The 17058-nt window shown below is 71.9% G+C and carries 15 protein-coding genes and 1 pseudogene; 11 read left to right on the forward strand and 5 right to left on the reverse strand.

Features of this window, described 5'->3' with window-relative positions:
• Window positions 1-642: 642 nt before the first annotated feature.
• Entirely contained in the window at window positions 643-1746 is a 1104-nt protein-coding gene (gene zapE, locus ACZ7EG_RS21620; protein ID WP_471081116.1) for a cell division protein ZapE, read from the reverse strand.
• A 37-nt stretch (window positions 1747-1783) separates the two neighbouring features.
• On the opposite strand from zapE, the gene ACZ7EG_RS21625 reads away from it, so the two are divergent.
• The 4 genes from ACZ7EG_RS21625 to msrB all read left to right on the forward strand — a co-directional run bounded on the left by ACZ7EG_RS21625 (window position 1784) and on the right by msrB (window position 5275).
• Window positions 1784-2599, forward strand: coding sequence for a pyrimidine reductase family protein (locus ACZ7EG_RS21625; protein ID WP_471081119.1), 816 nt, complete (start codon window positions 1784-1786; stop codon window positions 2597-2599).
• A 242-nt stretch (window positions 2600-2841) separates the two neighbouring features.
• Window positions 2842-3315, forward strand: coding sequence for a beta/alpha barrel domain-containing protein (locus tag ACZ7EG_RS21630; protein WP_351625800.1), 474 nt, complete (start codon window positions 2842-2844; stop codon window positions 3313-3315).
• 146 nt (window positions 3316-3461) lie between these two features.
• Window positions 3462-4853 (forward strand): UDP-N-acetylmuramate--L-alanine ligase, encoded by a 1392-nt coding sequence (murC, locus tag ACZ7EG_RS21635; protein WP_471081122.1) that lies wholly within the window; start codon window positions 3462-3464, stop codon window positions 4851-4853.
• A gap of 14 nt (window positions 4854-4867) precedes the next feature.
• Window positions 4868-5275: a peptide-methionine (R)-S-oxide reductase MsrB gene (msrB, locus tag ACZ7EG_RS21640; RefSeq protein ID WP_361939346.1), complete on the forward strand. Its 408-nt coding sequence runs from the start codon at window positions 4868-4870 to the stop codon at window positions 5273-5275.
• Window positions 5276-5283: 8 nt separating this feature from the next.
• Here the strand turns inward: msrB and ACZ7EG_RS21645 are convergent, their stop codons facing one another.
• Window positions 5284-8193 carry a type 1 periplasmic-binding domain-containing protein gene (locus ACZ7EG_RS21645; RefSeq protein ID WP_471081125.1) on the reverse strand — a complete coding sequence of 970 codons (2910 nt, stop codon included), beginning with the start codon at window positions 8191-8193 and terminating at the stop codon, window positions 5284-5286.
• A gap of 158 nt (window positions 8194-8351) precedes the next feature.
• On the opposite strand from ACZ7EG_RS21645, the pseudogene ACZ7EG_RS21650 reads away from it, so the two are divergent.
• Window positions 8352-8453, forward strand: a pseudogene (locus ACZ7EG_RS21650) (sugar isomerase); the annotation flags it as partial.
• Here the strand turns inward: ACZ7EG_RS21650 and ACZ7EG_RS21655 are convergent.
• The 3 genes from ACZ7EG_RS21655 to ACZ7EG_RS21665 are packed head-to-tail and all read right to left on the reverse strand — an operon-like array spanning window position 8441 to window position 10989.
• The gene (locus tag ACZ7EG_RS21655) at window positions 8441-9271 is read right to left on the reverse strand and encodes an FAD:protein FMN transferase (protein ID WP_471081128.1); all 831 of its coding nucleotides are present in this window, start codon (window positions 9269-9271) and stop codon (window positions 8441-8443) included. The pseudogene ACZ7EG_RS21650 and the gene ACZ7EG_RS21655 sit on opposite strands and share 13 nt — an antisense overlap.
• A gap of 4 nt (window positions 9272-9275) precedes the next feature.
• Window positions 9276-9689, reverse strand: a complete 414-nt coding sequence (locus tag ACZ7EG_RS21660) for an FMN-binding protein (protein ID WP_471081132.1) — start codon at window positions 9687-9689, stop codon at window positions 9276-9278.
• Between the two features lie 13 nt (window positions 9690-9702).
• Window positions 9703-10989: a ferredoxin reductase family protein gene (locus tag ACZ7EG_RS21665; RefSeq protein WP_471081859.1), complete on the reverse strand. Its 1287-nt coding sequence runs from the start codon at window positions 10987-10989 to the stop codon at window positions 9703-9705.
• Between the two features lie 230 nt (window positions 10990-11219).
• On the opposite strand from ACZ7EG_RS21665, the gene ACZ7EG_RS21670 reads away from it, so the two are divergent.
• The 6 genes from ACZ7EG_RS21670 to ACZ7EG_RS21695 all read left to right on the forward strand — a co-directional run bounded on the left by ACZ7EG_RS21670 (window position 11220) and on the right by ACZ7EG_RS21695 (window position 16956).
• Window positions 11220-11918, forward strand: coding sequence for a response regulator transcription factor (locus ACZ7EG_RS21670; protein WP_352094945.1), 699 nt, complete (start codon window positions 11220-11222; stop codon window positions 11916-11918).
• Window positions 11915-13372, forward strand: coding sequence for a sensor histidine kinase (locus ACZ7EG_RS21675; protein ID WP_471081135.1), 1458 nt, complete (start codon window positions 11915-11917; stop codon window positions 13370-13372). Before ACZ7EG_RS21670 ends, ACZ7EG_RS21675 begins: the two co-directional genes overlap by 4 nt.
• Before the next feature lie 79 nt (window positions 13373-13451).
• Complete coding sequence (locus ACZ7EG_RS21680) at window positions 13452-14564, forward strand: ABC transporter ATP-binding protein (protein ID WP_471081138.1); 1113 nt, start codon at window positions 13452-13454, stop codon at window positions 14562-14564.
• The gene (locus ACZ7EG_RS21685) at window positions 14561-15265 is read left to right on the forward strand and encodes an ABC transporter permease (protein WP_471081141.1); all 705 of its coding nucleotides are present in this window, start codon (window positions 14561-14563) and stop codon (window positions 15263-15265) included. Before ACZ7EG_RS21680 ends, ACZ7EG_RS21685 begins: the two co-directional genes overlap by 4 nt.
• Complete coding sequence (locus tag ACZ7EG_RS21690) at window positions 15262-15927, forward strand: ABC transporter permease (RefSeq protein WP_471081144.1); 666 nt, start codon at window positions 15262-15264, stop codon at window positions 15925-15927. The genes ACZ7EG_RS21685 and ACZ7EG_RS21690 overlap by 4 nt, the downstream gene beginning before the upstream one ends.
• Window positions 15928-15999: 72 nt before the next feature.
• A complete protein-coding gene (locus ACZ7EG_RS21695; RefSeq protein WP_471081147.1) occupies window positions 16000-16956 on the forward strand; it encodes an ABC transporter substrate-binding protein in 957 nt (318 codons plus the stop codon).
• The last annotated feature ends 102 nt before the right edge of the window (window positions 16957-17058 follow it).

Genomic DNA, 17058 nt, shown 5'->3' on the forward strand with positions numbered 1-17058 from the left:
GAACTGCTCCGCCGCTCAGCAGCGGAAGACCTGCAGTGCTGCCGGAGCGTGGAACGTCGAGGATCTCGACGTGTGATCGTGCGCGGCGCCGGGTCTGACGGATTCGGGCGCCGTCGGCCGGGTGTGCCGTTGCAGTGGCCGCTCCGGCCCCGAGGGTGCGAGGTCCGCGGTGTGAGACCGGTCGCGGGTCCGCAGGGGACCGGTCGGGTCCCCGTGGTGTCCGGCGCGGCAGGTGGCCGTCTCGTCGCGCAGAGCCTTGCCCGGGGACTTGGGTCCGGGGCGCGACGACTTGCCGGAGGGCTTCGTTCCGGTCTGAGCTTTGGCCTCGGATTGACTGTGCGCATGCGCTGCTGCGAAGGAAGCCGTCGGTGCGAAGAACTGGAGGGCGAGCAGGACGGCGGCGAGGATCGAAACCACGGTCCGTGCCGTCGTACCTCGGAACATGCGCCCCCCTTCCGGTGCTTCACGCGTCTAGTGCGGACCAACACTTGGTCAACGGTCGGTCAAGAAACACGTTAACCCTGCAAGGTCGTTTGCAGGGTTAACTTAACGTTTCAAGCTGAAGAGAGCCTGAAAACCGCAGGTGGGCTGGCTTGAACAAGCCCTACCCGTGGGGCGGTTGACGCGGTATTGGGGATGTGGTTACCGAGGGCCCGCCAGCGAGCCGGCGTCGCGGGCGAGGGCGGTGAGCCGCGAGATGGCCCGGAAGTACTTCTTGCGGTAGCCGCCGTTCAGCATCTCCTCGCTGAACAGCTGGTCGAAGGGCAGACCCGAGGCGAGTACGGGCACCTCGCGGTCGTAGAGCCGGTCCGCGAGCACGACCAGCCTGAGGGCCGTCGACTGGTCGGGAACCGGGTGCACACCGGTGAGGCACACGGCCTTGACGCCGTCGGTCAGAGCGCCGTACCGGCTGGGGTGGACCCGGGCCAGGTGGTCCAGGAGGGGCGAGAACGCGTCGAGGGAGGCGCCCTCGGTGGCGTGCGCCGCGCGGGTCACCTGTTCGTCGGAGTACGGCGGCGGCGCCTCGGGCAGGCCGCGGTGGCGGTAGTCCTCGCCGTCGATGCGCAGGGCGCGGAAGTGGGCCGACAGGCCCTGGATCTCGCGGAGGAAGTCGGCCGCGGCGAACCGGCCCTCGCCGAGCTTGCCGGGCAGTGTGTTGGACGTGGCGGCCAGCGCCACACCCGCGTCGACGAGCTTGCCCAGCAGGGTGGAGACCAGGACGGTGTCGCCCGGGTCGTCGAGCTCGAACTCGTCGATGCACAGCAGGCGGTGCCCGGACAGAGTCTGGACGGTCTGCTGGAACCCGAGGGCGCCGACCAGGTTGGTCAGCTCCACGAAGGTGCCGAACGCCTTGAGCGCGGGCTCGGCAGGGGTGGCGTGCCACAAGGACGCCAGCAGGTGGGTCTTGCCAACGCCGTAGCCGCCGTCGAGGTAGACGCCGCGCGGGCCGGCGGGGGCCTGCTTCGGCGCCCTGCCGAAACCGAACAGCCGCCGCTTGCCGGATCCCGAGGACCCTCCCGAGCCGAGGCCCGCCGCGAAACCCTCCAGGACCCGGACGGCCTCCGTCTGGCTGGGCTGGTTCGGGTCGGGGATGTACGTGCTGAAGCGGACGGAGTCGAACCGCGGCGGCGGCACCATCTCGGCGACCAGTCGGTCCGCGGGCACCCGCGGCTCACGGGCGCACAGCGACAGCGGGGCCGGGTCGGTTATGGGGCCGCTTCCGGAGGGGGCCAGGGGAGAAGACACGGTTCACCATGCTACGGCGCGTGGAACACTGCACGGCATGCGACGTCTGTTCCCTGTGACCGATGAAACAGCAGCTCCGGCGCCGGGCGGCGCGCCCGGTGAGGGCGCCGGGCGGGAGTGGGGCCTTCAGGAGCTGGCCGCCGCGTACGCCTATCCGGAGCCCGGGCCGGGAGAGCCGGTTCCGTGGCTGCGCGCCAACATGGTGTCCACGCTGGACGGGGCCGCCCAGCACGACGGCCGTTCGCAGCCCATCTCCAGCGCCACCGACATGCGGATCTTCGGCACCCTGCGGGCACTGGCCGACGTCGTGGTCGTCGGCGCGGAGACGGTGCGGCAGGAGGGCTACCGGCCCGCACGCGCGCGGGCGGAGTTCGCGGCGATGCGGGAGGCGGCCGGGCAGCGGCCCGCACCGGCGATCGCGGTGGTCACGGCCAGTCTCGACCTGGACTTCTCGCTCCCGCTGTTCACCTCGCCCCTGGTGCCCACCCTGATCCTCACGGGCGCCGCGGCCGCCACGGACCGCGTCGCCGCCGCCGAGAAGGCGGGCGCCCGGGTGCTGACCGCCGGGGACGGCATCGGTGTGGACCCCGTCCGCGCCGTCCGGGCCCTCGCCGACCAGGGCCACACCCGGCTGCTCACCGAGGGCGGCCCGCGACTGCTCGGACAGATGGTCGCGGCCGGCGTGCTCGACGAACTGTGCCTGACCGTCTCCCCGATGCTCACGGCGGGCCAGGCGCAGCGCATCGCCGGAGGGCCGGCGGTCACCGTCCCGCACCGCTTCGGGCTGGTGTCGATGCTGGAGGAGGACGGCTTCCTCTTCACGCGGTACGGGCGCGCCCGAGCCGCGTACTGAAACGCCGGGCCCGGGGTACAAGGGCGGTCGGGAAACCGGTCGCCCGGGTAGGCCGCGTCGGCGGGGTCGACCCGCCGTCGGTCCGTTCATCGGCGGAATGTGCCGTTCTGTTTGGATTTCGGGGGGCACACTGGATCCGTCGGTACCCGTGCGAGGACGGGCAGGATGGTTTCCGCAGGGCTCGGCACGGCCGGCCTGCGGCGAGGTGGGGCCTTGGGCCCCCGGAGCAGAAGGAGCGCCTGGTGTTCACCAGCGTATTGATGATCGAGAAGGCGCTGACGTCGGCCGACGTGGAGTTCGTCACCACCTTGCACGGCGAGGAGCAGGTCTCCTTCGAGGTGCTGTTGCAGCCGCGCGGTGAGCAGGCGGACCGTCTGCTGCGGGCCATCGACGACGTGGCGCTCGGCGAACTGGACGAGGCCGTCCGCGAGGGGGAGACGCCGGAGGGCGAGGAGGCGCTCAGCGTGGGGCAGCGGGCGCTGGAGGTGTCACTCGCGGCGCTGCGCGCCTCGGGCAGTCCGGCCCAGGGGCGGCTGATCGAGGATCATCCGCTGGACGCGCTGAAGTCCTTGGTGGAGGAGGTCGGGGCGGACGAGGTCATCGTGCTGACCGACCCCCACTACGTGGAGGAGTTCTTCCACCGGGACTGGGCGTCGCGGGCCCGGCACAAGGTGGGGGTCCCGGTGCTGAAGCTGTTCTCGCACAGCAAGGCGTAGGGGCGGGCTGCTCTGGTTCGCCGGGGGTGCGGGTCGGTGAGGGTTGCTCGCGCGGTTGCCCGCGCCCCCCGGGTCGGCCACAGCACTCCCCGTTCCTGAAATAGGCTGGGGGCGCTCACCGTCGTCGCTCGCTCTTGGAGATCTGCATGGCAGCCGGCCTTCCTCCCGCCATGGACCGACCGCACTTCATCGGGATCGGTGGGGCGGGAATGTCGGGGATTGCGAAGATCCTCGCGCAGCGCGGGGCCGTGGTCGCGGGCAGTGACGCCAAGGAGTCGGCGACGGCCGAGGCGCTGCGGGCGCTGGGCGCGACCGTGCACATCGGGCACGCAGCGGGGCATCTCGCCGACGACGCCAGCTGTGTGGTCGTGTCGTCGGCGATCCGGCAGGACAACCCCGAGCTGGCCCGCGCGGCCGAGCTCGGCATCCCCGTCGTGCACCGTTCCGACGCCCTCGCCGCCCTGATGGACGGGCTGCGGCCGATCGCCGTCGCCGGTACGCACGGCAAGACGACCACGACGTCGATGCTGGCCGTGTCGCTGAGCGAGCTGGGCCTGAAGCCCTCGTACGCGATCGGCGGGGACCTGGACGCGCCCGGCTCCAACGCGCTGCACGGCGAGGGCGAGATCTTCGTCGCCGAGGCGGACGAGTCGGACCGCAGCTTCCACAAGTACGCGCCCGAGGTCGCGATCGTCCTCAACGTCGAACTCGACCACCACGCCAACTACGCGTCGATGGACGAGATCTACGAGTCGTTCGAGACGTTCGTGGGCCGGATCACCGAGGGCGGCACGCTGGTGATCGCCGCCGACCACGAGGGCGCGCGGGAGCTGACGCGCCGGGTCGCCGGGCGCGGTGTGCGGGTGGTGACCTACGGCGAGTTCGAGGACGCCGGCGTGCGCATCCTGTCGGTCGTGCCGCAGGGGCTGAAGAGCGAGGTCACCGTGGTGCTGGAGGGCGAGGAGCTGACCTTCACGGTCTCCGTCCCCGGCCGGCACTACGCCCACAACGCGGTCGCCGCGCTGGCGGCCGGTGCGGCCCTCGGCGTCCCGGCGGCCGAGCTGGCCCCGGCGATCGCCGCGTACACGGGCGTGAAGCGGCGGCTCCAGCTGAAGGGCGAGGCCGCGGGCGTCCAGGTCATCGACTCCTACGCGCACCACCCCACCGAGATGACCGCCGACCTGGAGGCCATGCGCGCTGCGGCCGGTGACGCCCGGATCCTGGTCGTCTTCCAGCCCCACCTCTTCTCGCGGACCCAGGAGCTCGGCAAGGAGATGGGCCAGTCCCTGACCCTCGCGGACGCCTCCGTCGTGCTGGACATCTACCCGGCGCGCGAGGACCCGATCCCGGGTATCACGAGCGAGCTGATCGTCGAGGCGGCCCGGGCCGCGGGCGCCGACGTGACGCCGCTGCACGACAAGGCCGACGTCCCGTCGGTCGTCGCGGGAATGGCGAAGCCCGGGGATCTCGTTCTCACCATGGGAGCGGGCGACGTCACCGACCTCGGCCCGCACATCCTGGACCGTCTGTCGAACTGAGGGGCTGGAGGCTCATGCCGTACGACGTCGAGAAGCCGGACGAGCAGTGGCGCGTGGAGCTGAGCCCGGGCGAGTACGCGGTGCTGCGCCAGGCGGCCACGGAGCCCGCCTTCACCGGTGAGTACACCGACACCAAGACCCGGGGCGTCTACTCCTGCCGCGCCTGCGGAGCGGACCTGTTCACCTCGGAGACCAAGTTCGAGTCGCACTGCGGCTGGCCGTCCTTCTTCGACCCGAAGGACACCGACGCGGTGGAGCTGATCGAGGACCGCTCGCACGGCATGGTGCGGACCGAGGTGCGCTGCGCGCGCTGTGGCTCCCACCTCGGGCACGTCTTCGAGGGCGAGGGGTATCCCACGCCCACCGACCAGCGGTACTGCATCAACTCCATCGCGCTGCGGCTGGCCCCCGAGGAGGGCTGAGGCGGCGCTCAGCGGATCCGGCACTCCTGCTGTGTGAGGCGCTTCGTGTCGCCCGCGATGCGACTGCACAGCACGTGGGTGTCGGAGGTGCCGTCGTTGGCGCGGCGGACCTCTTTCAGAACGATGCTGTGGCCGGCGCGGTCGCCGTACAGCGGGGCGCCGGTGAAGTCGATGGTGCCGGTGGCCATGCCCTCGATCCTGACGTTGCGCAGGTTCACCCAGGTGGAGGCGCGGCTCTGCGGCCGGTCGTCGCGGGTGGCCGCCCAGAACAGGGCGCGGGTCGCGTCATGGGCGAGGGCGGTCTGGCCGCTGGCCAGGGCGGGACTGTCGTAGCCCAGGCGCTGGCCCCGCAGCCCCGGCAGGTGCTTGGCGGCGTCCTGGTAGAAGGCCGTCGTCGTGGCGGCCGTCTTCAGCTCCGCGAGGGCCGCGTGGTACAGCGTGACCTTCGGTGCGACGGACTGGCCGCCGCCTGCGAAGTCGGCCTTGGACAGGTCGTCGCCGGTGAGGATGGCCAGGGGCTTTCCGGCGCAGCCCGGCTCGGTGCCCAGCTGGGTCATCAGGGGGTCGATGTCCTCCACCCGGCCCGCGAAGTAGACCACTGACGGCACCCGGCCGCCCCGGCAGATCTCCTGGGCGTGCGAGCGGAGTTCGGGCTTGCCGCCGCTGAGGGTGTAGCGGCGCTGCGGGAGCGGGGTGAAGCCCTGCCGCCGCAGCATCTCCTGGCCGTAGCGCGCCTGTTCGTCGGTGTAGAGGTCGTCGGTCTTCGCCGTGTCACGGGCCAGGACGAGGGCGTACTGCCGTCGGCCGGGTGTGCGCAACTGGGCGGCGACCAGGCCGAGTTGCCGGGTCTGCCACTCGTCCGTGGCGGCCAGGCTGAACCAGTTGGCGAACTCGCGGGGCAGATAGGTCGCGGAGTTCGTGCCGGAGACGACCGGCAGGCCGGCCCGCATCAGGGTGCGGGTCGTAGTCCGGCTCGACTTCAGGTCGCGGCCGGTGCCGACGACCCCCACCACGGTCGGGTCGTGGGCGGCGTACGCGGCGATCGCCTCGGCCATCTCCTCCTGGTGGCCCAGGTCGACGCCGCCGTTGGCGATCAGGACCCGCAGCTTCACACTGGAGTTCTCGTTGATGACGGCCTGCGCCAGATAGACGCCCGCCAGTTCCTCGGCACCCTTCACGAGGGAGGAGCCGGCCGAGGCGTCGGCGCTGAGCGGCCCCGCGTAGACGACGGTGACGTACTTGCCGGAGTGGTCCGCGAGGACGTCGGCGTTCTGCCGGGCGATGCGGTCCTCCAGGTCGGCCACCGTCCAGGGCCTCGCGTCGTCGGCCGCGAGCGCCGTGACGTCGTCGCCGGGCTCGCGTGCGGGCAGCCAGTCGGCGAAGCGGACGTCGTCCGTCGCTATGCCGATGCACTCCGTGCGGCCGTCGGGTGCCGATGCGCGCCGGGTGTCCCGGTTGGCGGTCAGGACGGACGCCGAGCAGTACCGGTCGTGCAGGGCGTCGGCCCGCATGACGGTGGCCGCGGTGAGCAGGGCGATGACCAGGACCAGGGTGTGCAGGGCCCACACCAGCCGGGCGAGGGGCGGCCGCGAGGAGGCCCGCAGATGGTGGCGGCCCTCCTCGAGCGGGCCCAGCTGGTCGTGCGGCAGCGGGATCTTCATCACCCACGGCAGGACGGACCGCTCCCGGCTGGGTGACTGCTCGGCGCGCAGGTTGCGGCCCCACTCCTGGTACCAGGTGCGCAGCCGGACGCCGAACGTCGGCGGCGCCGCGTCCGGGGCCGGTGGAGCCTGGACGACACTGCGCTCCAGACGCGGCACGTCGTGCGTGCGCACCGCGGCCACCACGAGCAGCGGGTCGAGCTCGCTGCGCCGGCTGCGGACGTCGCTGATGGCCCGGATCAGTTCGATGCCGCCGTTGCGGTCGTCCGCGTGCGGCAGGAACAGCATCGGCGGGCGCGGCCGTTTGAAGCCGCGCAGGTCCCAGCTCCAGCGGCGGTGGTTGTCCCGCAGGTCCTCGCGCAGCGCCAGGACGCACAGCTGGAGGTGGAAGTCGCCGCCCGCCGTGAGCGCCTCGGCCACGTCGTAGGCCCGGGCCGCGATCGCCTTCCAGGAGCGGACCGGCCGCAGCAGCGACACCTCGGTGGACTCCTCCTGGTCCGCCGCCCTCAGGAACGTCGTCGTCATGAACCAGCGGCTCTCCCGGCGCAGCCACAGGAAGATCGGGGCCCGGCCCGGCAGGACGTAGTTGAGGACGGTCAGCAGCAGCAGGAAGACGAGGCCGGAGCCGACCGCGACGTACCACTCGCTGCGGGCGAGGAGCGCGGCCATGACGGTCACGAGGCTCGCCGGGAGGATGTGCGCCATGTCGAACAGCGGCAGGCCGGAACGCCAGCGGGCCGTGTTCTTCGGCCGCCAGCGCTGCTGCGCCAGCTCGTTCAGCAGCCGCTGCCGCTGATCCTGCCCCGCCTCGGGACTGCCCGGGGCGGGCGCGGGCCAGCTGTCGCCGAGTGCCGCGACCGCGTCGTCGATGGCGTGCACCAGCCGCAGCCGCGGAAACGCGTAGCGCCGGTAGAGCGCCTTCGGGCCGCCCCACTTGCGCGGGTCGCTCAACGCCCGTACCAGGGCCGCGGCGCGGCGCACTTCCGTGTCGCCCTCGCAGCTCTCCTGCGTGAGCGCGCAGCGCGTGCCGTGCGCCTCCTGGCCCGCGTGCAGCTGCCGGACCAGCCCGGCCACCGCGTCGTCGTCCCGGCTCTCCTGGGCGTGCACGACGAACACCGGCATCGGCGGTTCGGTGCTCCTGCGGAAGTCCTGGATGAGGATCTCGAGCTGGTTCTGGAGGTGGCGCCCGGCGTCGCTCTCCGGCATGCCGTCGTGGCCCCCAGGGCAGTCCGGCGGCGTGCGATGGTCCTTCACCATGGGCAACCCCCCGTTAACCTTCGGTGACCTAAGAGATTAACCGGTGCCGATGGGGTGCGAGTGGGTGACGGACGAACTTCAGGAACGTTTCGGCTCCTCGGCGGCACCGAGAACGCGCGGGCCCCGCCGACGGACTGGTCCCCACCGGCCGGCTCAGCATCACCCACCTCGTCCTCCACGGCGGCGAGGACCCGTCCGTCCTCGACGACCCGCTCCTCGAACGCCGGGCGGGGGTGGCCGAACGGCTCTACGACCTCGCCGCCCCGCGTCCCCGGGACCTGTTCGCCGTCATCTCCAACTCCGGTGTCGACAACGTGCCGTGGAGACGGCCCTGCGGGCCGAGGAGCGCGGCCACCGCGTCCTGGCCCGCCGCCGGAAATCGGGCACTGCGCATCACCCGCCGGTCCGCGTCCACCGCGAACACCTCGCAGTTCTCGCGGGCGGCCGCCCACCCGACGCCCTCCGTGCCGAGTGCGAAGGCCGCCGTCGCGACCGTGTCCGCCTCCGTCAGGGTCGGGGCCACCACGGTCAGGCTGAGCAGGCCGGTCGCGGGGCGGCCGGTGCGGCCGTCGAGGATGTGGTCACCGCGCTCGTAGCGGGCGGAGGTCGCCACCGCCCGGTCCGTGACGTCCAGGACCGCGCAGAGCCGGTCGGCGTGTTCGGGGTGGCGCACGCCGACGCGCCAGGGGCCGCCGGAGGCGATCACGTCGCCGCCGGCGTTGAGGCAGAAGCGGCGCGCACCCGCTGCCGACAGCAGTTCCGCTCCCCGCTGCACCGACCAGCCCTTCACCACCGCGCAGGGGTCCAGGCCGCGGCCGGGCAGGCGCACGTCGAAGGCACCCCCGGTGGCGATCCGGTACTCCTCGCACAGGTCCAGGACCTCGCGCAGCTCCGGGCCGGGCTCGCGCACCTCGCCCCGGTCCAGCCGCGACACCTCGCTGTCGGGACGGAACGGGCTGAACCGCGCGTCGACCTCGCGCAGCCAGGCGAACAGGCCGTCCACCGCCGCCTCGGGGACGTCCTCGTCGTCGATCCGCACCGACACCGGGAACCCCATGACGTGCTCGACCCGCCGCATCCCCTCAGCCCCTCGCGTCGATGGCGGCCTGGAGCGACTCCTTGTAGCCGTCGCTGGTGATCGTCGCGCCCGACACCGTGTCGATGTCGGCGCTCTGCGCCCGGAGCGTCTCCTCGATCAGCTGAGGAACCGCGGCCGTGGTCTGCGGGTGGTCCGGCTGCCGGAGCATCCGCACCGAGGCGATCCTGTCGCCGTCGAAGGTGACCTCGACCCGCACCGGACCCTTCTCGGTGTCGACGAGGGACCCCGTCACGACGGTGGTCGTGGCGCCGCCCGACGAGGAGGCCGAGGGGGTGGACGCCGGCGCCGCCGCCTGCGCGGAGGCCGACGACGAACCGGTGTCGTGCGTAGGCGCGTAGCGCCAGAGAGGGATCAGGCCCGCGACACTGAGGACGAGGACGGGCAGGGCTCGCTTCACGAATCTCTCCTCGTCATCCGGCCAGGCTGAAGCGTTCGAAGTGGATCTGCGGCCCCGGCACACCCAGCTCGCGCAGGCTGCCGAGCACCGCCTTCATCATCGGCGGCGGGCCGCACAGGTAGACGTCCCGCTCCGCGAGGTCCGGCACCAGCCGGGCCAGCTCCGGCGGAGCCAGCCGGTCGGGCACGGGCGGGCCGGTCACCAGGTGCAGTTCGGCGCCCCTGGCGAGCGCGAGGTCGCGCAGTTCGTCGTAGAGGACGGCGTCCCGGTCCGTGGCCACCCGGTAGATCACGACCGCGTGGCCGTGCAGTTCCTCCAGCAGGGCACGGATCGGCGTGACACCGACGCCACCGGCGATGAGCACGGCGTCCGGGCGGGTGCGGTGCAGGGTGGTGAAGGCGCCGTAGGGGCCCTCGGCGAACACGCGCGTGCCGACCTTCAGATGCCGCAGGGCCGCGCTGCCGGCACCGGCCCGCTTGACGGTCAGGCGCAGCGTACGGCCGTCCGGGGCGGCCGACAGGGAGAACGGGTTCGCCTGCCACCAGCGGTCCTTGGTCAGGAACCGCCACAGGAAGAACTGCCCCGCCCGGGCGGGCAGCCGGTCCAGGTCGCGGCCCGTGATGTAGACCGAGACCACGTGGTCGTTCTCCGGGACGACGGCGCTCACCCGGAGCCGGTGGCGGAGGTTGCGCCACAGCGGCAGCACCAGCCGGCCGGCGAACACCGCAGCGAGGGCCCCGCCCCACAGGGCGTACCAGTACGCCCTCGCGACCGGTGAGGCGGCGAACGTCGTCCCCGCCGCGACCTGGTGCGTGAACGCCAGCACCACCGCCACGTAGGTGTACAGGTGGATGAAGTGCCAGGTCTCGTACGCCAGCCGGCGCCGGGCGTAGCGGGCCGAGACGGCGCCGACCACCAGGATGATCGCCAGCGCGACGATCGCCCGCAGCACGCCCTCGACCGTCTCGGCGAGGTCCACCAGCTGGTTCACCGGGTCCAGGGAGGAGGACTCGGCGTAGCCGAAGACGATGAACACCGCGTGCGCGAGCAGCAGCCACAGCAGCGTGAAGCCCGTCCAGCGGTGCCAGGACGTCAGCCGGTCCATGCCGATCCGCCGGTCGAACCACGGCAGCCGGGCCACCAGCAGCAGCTGGAACGCCATGAGCAACGCCGCGTACAGACCGGCCAGCCTGCCCAGCACGATCAGCGCGTTCGAGGCGAAACCGGCCTGCGCGAAGAACACGGCCACCACGACCGCGTTCGCCAGCAGCACCGCGGACAGGCCGGTGCGGCCCGCCACCGCGGGCCGCACGCCCGGGCGGGTCGCCGCGGGAGGTTGACGGAGGGTCGTCACGGTCGGCAGCTCCTTGCTCGGACCTGGGACACCGGGCTTGACCGGATCCTGGGACACCGAGCTTGGCGCGGGGGAGCTGTCGGGAAGCTGTCGCCCGACTTTCAAGTGCTTATCGATCCCGCCGCGGGACAGCGGGCGGCTAGGGCGGCGCGGGGCTCGTGCAGCACTATGAGCTCGTGGAGAAAGTACGACTTCTCGTCGTCGACGACGACCCGCCCATCGCCGACCTCGTCGCGACCGTCGCCCGCTACGAGGGCTGGGAGGCGGTCACGGCGTACACCGGCGAGGACGCCCTGGTGCGGGCCGCCGAGTTCCACCCGGACATCGTGGTGCTCGACCTGATGCTGCCCGGCGTGGACGGCTTCGGCGTCCTGGACCGGCTGCGCGCCTCCGGCACGATGGTGCCGGTGGTGTTCCTCACCGCCCGCGACGGCGTCGCCGACCGGGTCGCGGGCCTCACCCGGGGCGGGGACGACTACCTGGTCAAGCCGTTCGCCGTGGAGGAACTGATGGCCCGGCTGCGGACCGTGCTGCGGCGCAGCGCCGGACCCGCCTTCCAGCGGTCCGTGCTCCGGGTCGGCGACCTGACGATGGACGAGGACACCCGCGAGGTCCGGCGCGGCGCGAGGCTGCTGTCGCTGACCCCGACCGAGTACGAGGTGCTGCGCTACCTCATGCGCAAGTCGCCCACCGTGCTGACCAAGGCGCAGATCCTCGACCACGTGTGGGAGTACGGCTTCGGCGGCCGCTCCAACGTCGTCGAGCTGGTCGTCAGCCGGCTGCGCCGCAAGCTCGACGAGACCGACGAGGGCGGCTCACCGCTCATCCACACCGTGCGCGGCTTCGGGTACGTGCTGCGGCAGGCCGCCGAGTGATCGCCCGGCTGCGGCGGACCTACCGCAGGATGCGGCTGGGCACCCGGCTGGCCCTGGGCCTCGGTGCCCTGTCCCTGGTGGTGTTCGCCGTCGTCGGCACGGCCCTGACCACGTACATGCGGGACTACCTGTCGGCCCAGCTCGACACCCAGCTCGCGCAGGCCCAGATCGCCCAGTCCAAGAGCATCGCGGACTACGGCACGCTGTCGGGCAAGAAGTACTACAGCTGGTTCTACGCCGTGTACGACGTGTCGGACGGCAGGCCCGAGCTGCGCCGGCCCGAGGACCCCGCCGATCTGCCCGAGGACGTCGACGACTTCACCTCCCTGGCCCGGGCGCAGGCAGCGGCGCACACCGAACTCCTGCGCACCGAGCACCTCAAGGGCGTGGGCTCCTACCGGCTGCGCGCCTGCCAGGTCGAGCGCGGTGTGGTCCTGGTCAGCGCCGCGCCCATGGACGACATCGAGGACACGGTCGGGCAGCTGATCACGATCCAGGTCGTCACGTTCGCCCTCGCACTGCTCGCGCTGGTCGTCTTCGGCCGCCGGATGCTGCGCCGCGGTCTGAAACCGCTCAGCGACATGGCGTCCACCGCGCACGGCATCGCCTCGCACGACCTGACCGAGTCGGCGGCCCGGCTCCCGCTGCGCGCCGACGGCCGCGACGGCGGCCCCGAGGTGGACGAACTGCGCACCGCGTTCAACACGATGCTGGAGCACATCGACGACTCCCTCGCCGTGCGCGCGGAGGCCGAGCAGCGGCTGCGCCGCTTCGTCGCCGACGCCTCGCACGAACTGCGAACCCCTCTGATGTCGGTGCGCGGGTACGCCGACCTCTTCCAGTACGCCGCCGCCAACGCCCCCGAGGAACGCGACCGGCACCTGGCCCGGTTGCGTGCCGAGGCCGCCCGCATGGGGATCCTCCTGGACGATCTGCTGCTGCTCGCCCGGCTGGACGCGGCGGAGGTGGAGACGCCGCTGCGGCTGGAGGACGCCGACCTGGTGGAGCTGGTGGGGCAGGCCGCGGACGCCTTCCGCGCCGGCCGCCCCGACCATCCGCTGACCGTCCTCGCCGGGCCGGGCCCGGTGTCGCTGCCGATGGACCCGCTGCGCATCCGGCAGGTCGTCGACAACCTGCTGACCAACGCCGCCGTGCACACCCCCGCCGGGACGAAGGTGTCGGTGGAGGTCGCCCTCGTGCCCGGCGCGGCCGAGGTGCGGGTTGCCGACACCGGACCGGGCATCCCGCCCGGCGACCTGGCCCGCGTCTTCGACCGGTTCTACCGCGTCGACAAGGCCCGCAGCCGCGACCGCGGCGGCAGCGGCCTGGGCCTCGCGGTCGCCCAGTCCCTGGTCCGCGCCCACGGCGGCCGCATCGAAGTGAACAGCGCACCGGGAGCGACGGTGTTCACCGTGCGCCTGCCCGTGCAGGGCGCACGCCCTGCGGACGGGTGACAGGCGCCCTCTAGACTCGTCCGCAAACAGCCCGTACGACCATGGCCAACGCTTCCGCCAACCGAAGGGCTCCGGCGCCTTGATACGGATCGAATCAGTCACCAAGCGCTATCCGGACGGCACGGTGGCTGTCGACCGGCTCTCCCTCGAGATACCCGACCGCTCGATCACCGTCCTCGTCGGACCCTCGGGCTGCGGCAAGACGACCACCCTGCGGATGATCAACCGGATGGTCGAACCGAGCGAGGGAACGATCCTCCTCGACGGCGAGGACATCCAGCGCCGCCCCGTCACCACCCTGCGCCGGTCCATGGGATACGTCATCCAGAACGCCGGCCTCTTCCAGCACCGCACGATCATCGACAACATCGCCACCGTGCCCCGCGTGCTCGGCTGGGGCAAGCAGAAGGCCCGGGCGCGGGCGGCCGAGCTCATGGAGCGCGTGGGCCTCGACGCCGCGCTCGCCAAGCGGTACCCGTACCAGCTCTCCGGCGGCCAGCAGCAGCGCGTCGGCGTGGCCAGGGCGCTCGCCGCCGACCCGCCCGTGCTGCTCATGGACGAGCCGTTCTCGGCGGTCGACCCGGTCGTGCGCAAGGGCCTCCAGGACGAACTGCTCCGCATCCAGGACGAGTTGGGCAAGACCATCGTCTTCGTCACCCATGACATCGACGAGGCGATCAAACTCGGCACGATGGTCGCCGTGATGCGCGAGGGCGGTCACCTCGCCCAGTACGCGCCCCCCGCCGAGCTGCTGTCCAACCCCGCCGACGCCTTCGTCGAGGACTTCCTCGGCGCCGACCGCGGCATCCGGCGGCTGTCGTTCTTCCCCTCCGCCGAACTCCCGCTGACCACCGGCCCGGTGATCCCCGTCGACGCCCCCGCCGAGCGGATCGCCGCCGCCGACACCCCCTGGCTGCTGGTCACCGACGCCGAGGGGAAGCCCCTCGGCTGGGCCGAGCCGGCCGACCTGACGGCCGGTGACATCGACCCCGGCCGGCTCCGGCCGCACGGACGGCCGTTCGTCCCCGGCACCGACTCCCTGCGGGCCGCCCTCGACTGCGCCGTGCTCTCCCCGGCCGGCTGGGCCGTCGCCGTGGACGACGCCGGGCGGGTGACCGGCGTGGTCTCGCAGGCGACCATCGGCGAGGCGATCCGCAGCGCCCACGCCGACGTGGCCGAGGTCGCGTCGTGAACGGCTTCTTCGACATCCCGAGCGACCTCCAGCACAGCTACGCCGGCCTGATCGGCCTCCATCTGCGCGAGGCCCTGCTGCCCGTTCTGGCAGGCCTGCTGCTCGCGCTGCCGCTCGCCCAGCTCTGTGTCCGCTTCCGCTGGCTGTACCCGCCGGTGCTCGGCGCCACCACCATCCTCTACGCCGTCCCGTCGCTGGCCTTCTTCGTCGTCCTCATCGACTACACCGGCCAGACCGAGCTGACCGTGATGATCCCGCTGGCCGTCTACAGCCTCGTGGTGCTCGTCCCTGCCATCGTCGACGGGGTGCGATCCGTGCCGCAGGAGACCCTGGCCGCGGCCACCGCCATGGGCTTCGGACCCGTACGCCGCTATCTCCAGGTGCAGTTGCCGATCGCCGTGCCCGCCATCATCGCCGGGCTCCGGGTCGCCACCGTCTCCAGCATCTCCCTGGTCAGCGTCGGCACCCTCATCGGCAACCAGGGCGCCCTCGGCAACCTGCTCGCCGACGCGCAGAAGTACGACCGTCCCGAACTGGCCGTGAACTCCGTGATCACCACGGCCGTCCTGGCCATCCTGTGCGACGCCCTGCTGGTGCTGCTGCGCGTCGCGCTGACCCCGTGGATGCCGAGCGGCACCCGCAAGCGCCCGAAGACCGGAGTGCGGCAGCCGCTGCCCGCCCCCCAGGACGTGACCCGGTGAACGTACTGAACTTCGTCAACGCCTTCTTCAGCGACAGCGCCCACTGGCACGGCTACGACGGCATCCCGCAACGCCTGCTCGAACACGTCCAGTACTCCCTGCTCGCCCTGGCCCTGGCCGCCGTGATCGGCCTGCCCGTCGGGCTGCTGACCGGGCACACCGGGCGGGGCGGCAACGCCCTCGCCTTCATCGCCACCGCGGCCCGCGCACTGCCCAGTTTCGGCCTGCTGGTGCTGATCGTCATCGTGATGGGCTTCGGCCTGCTGCCCGTGATGATTCCCCTGGTCATCCTCGCCGTGCCGCCGATCCTGGTGACGACCTACGAGGCGGTGCGCACCGTCGACCCCTCCCCGGTGGACGCCGCCCGCGGCATGGGCATGCACGAGTCGCGGATCCTGTTCCAGGTCGAACTGCCGGTCGCACTGCCGCTGATCCTGAGCGGTCTGCGCTCGGCGGCCATCCAGATCGTGTCGACGGCCACCATCGCCGCCTACGTCAGCCTGGGAGGCCTCGGCCGGTACATCGTCGACGGGCTCTACCAGCGCGACTACGAGAAGGTCGTCGGCGGCGCCACCCTGGTGGCCGTTCTGGCCCTCGTCACGCTGGCGCTGTTCTGGGTGGCGGGCCGGGTGGCCGTGTCGCCAGGGGTGCGCCGACGTTGATGGCCGGGTCTGTGACAAACCGTGACCAGGACGCTCTTGACTGATCACAAAGCGGCTGGATTGGATCGGTGGATGACTTTCACCGCGAAGAGCAGCAGGTCCAGGACGAGGCACACCAGCGTGGCGGCCGTCGCGCTCACCGCCGCTGCGGCGCTGCTCGCGGGCTGTTCGTCCGGCGACTCCTCCGACAACCCCCTCGCGGGCGAGAAGGCGAAGGCCGGCACCGTCGTCGTCGGCTCCAACAACTTCGCCGAGAGCACCCTGCTCGCCGACATCTACGGCGAGGCGCTCAAAGCCAAGGGCATCAAGGTCACCTACAAGCACAACATCGGCAGCCGTGAGACGACGTACGGGCTGATGAAGAACGGTTCCGTCACCGTGCTGCCGGAGTACAACGGCTCGCTGCTGGCCTACCTGGACCCCAAGGCCGAGCAGAAGTCCGCCGACGCGGTGAACGAGGCCGTCAAGGCCAAGCTGGACAAGAGCCTGACGCTGCTTCAGTCATCGCCCGCCGAGGACAAGGACTCGGTCACCGTCAACGCCGAGACGGCCCGGAAGTACAAGCTCACCTCCTCCTCCACCCTCGCCGACCTCAAGGACGCCGCGCCGGACCTGGTGATCGGCGGTTCGCCCGAGTTCCAGACCCGGCAGCAGGGCCTGAAGGGCCTGAAGTCGGTGTACGGCCTGGAGTTCAAGTCCTTCAAGGCGCTGGACGCGGGCGGCCCGCTGACCCAGGCGGCACTGACACAGAACACCATCCAGGCCGCGGACATCTTCACCACGGACCCGACCATCGTGAAGGAGAAGTTCGTCGTCCTGAAGGACCCGGAGAACCTCTTCGGGTTCGCCAACGTCACCCCGCTGGTCAACAAGAGCGGCCTCAACCAGAAGGGCGTCGACGCGCTCGACGCCGTCTCCGCCAAGCTGGACACCAAGACGCTCCTGGAACTGGACGCGCAGGTGCAGCTCGAGAAGAAGGACCCGCTGGACGTGGCGACGGCGTGGCTGAAGTCGGCGGGCCTGAACTGACGGCCTGACGGCCTGACGGCCTGACGGCCTGACGGCCTGACGGCCTGACGGCCTGACGGCCTGACGGCCTGACGGCCTGACGGCCTGACGGCCTGACGGCCT

This window comes from Streptomyces sp. NPDC037100, from assembly GCF_055606225.1.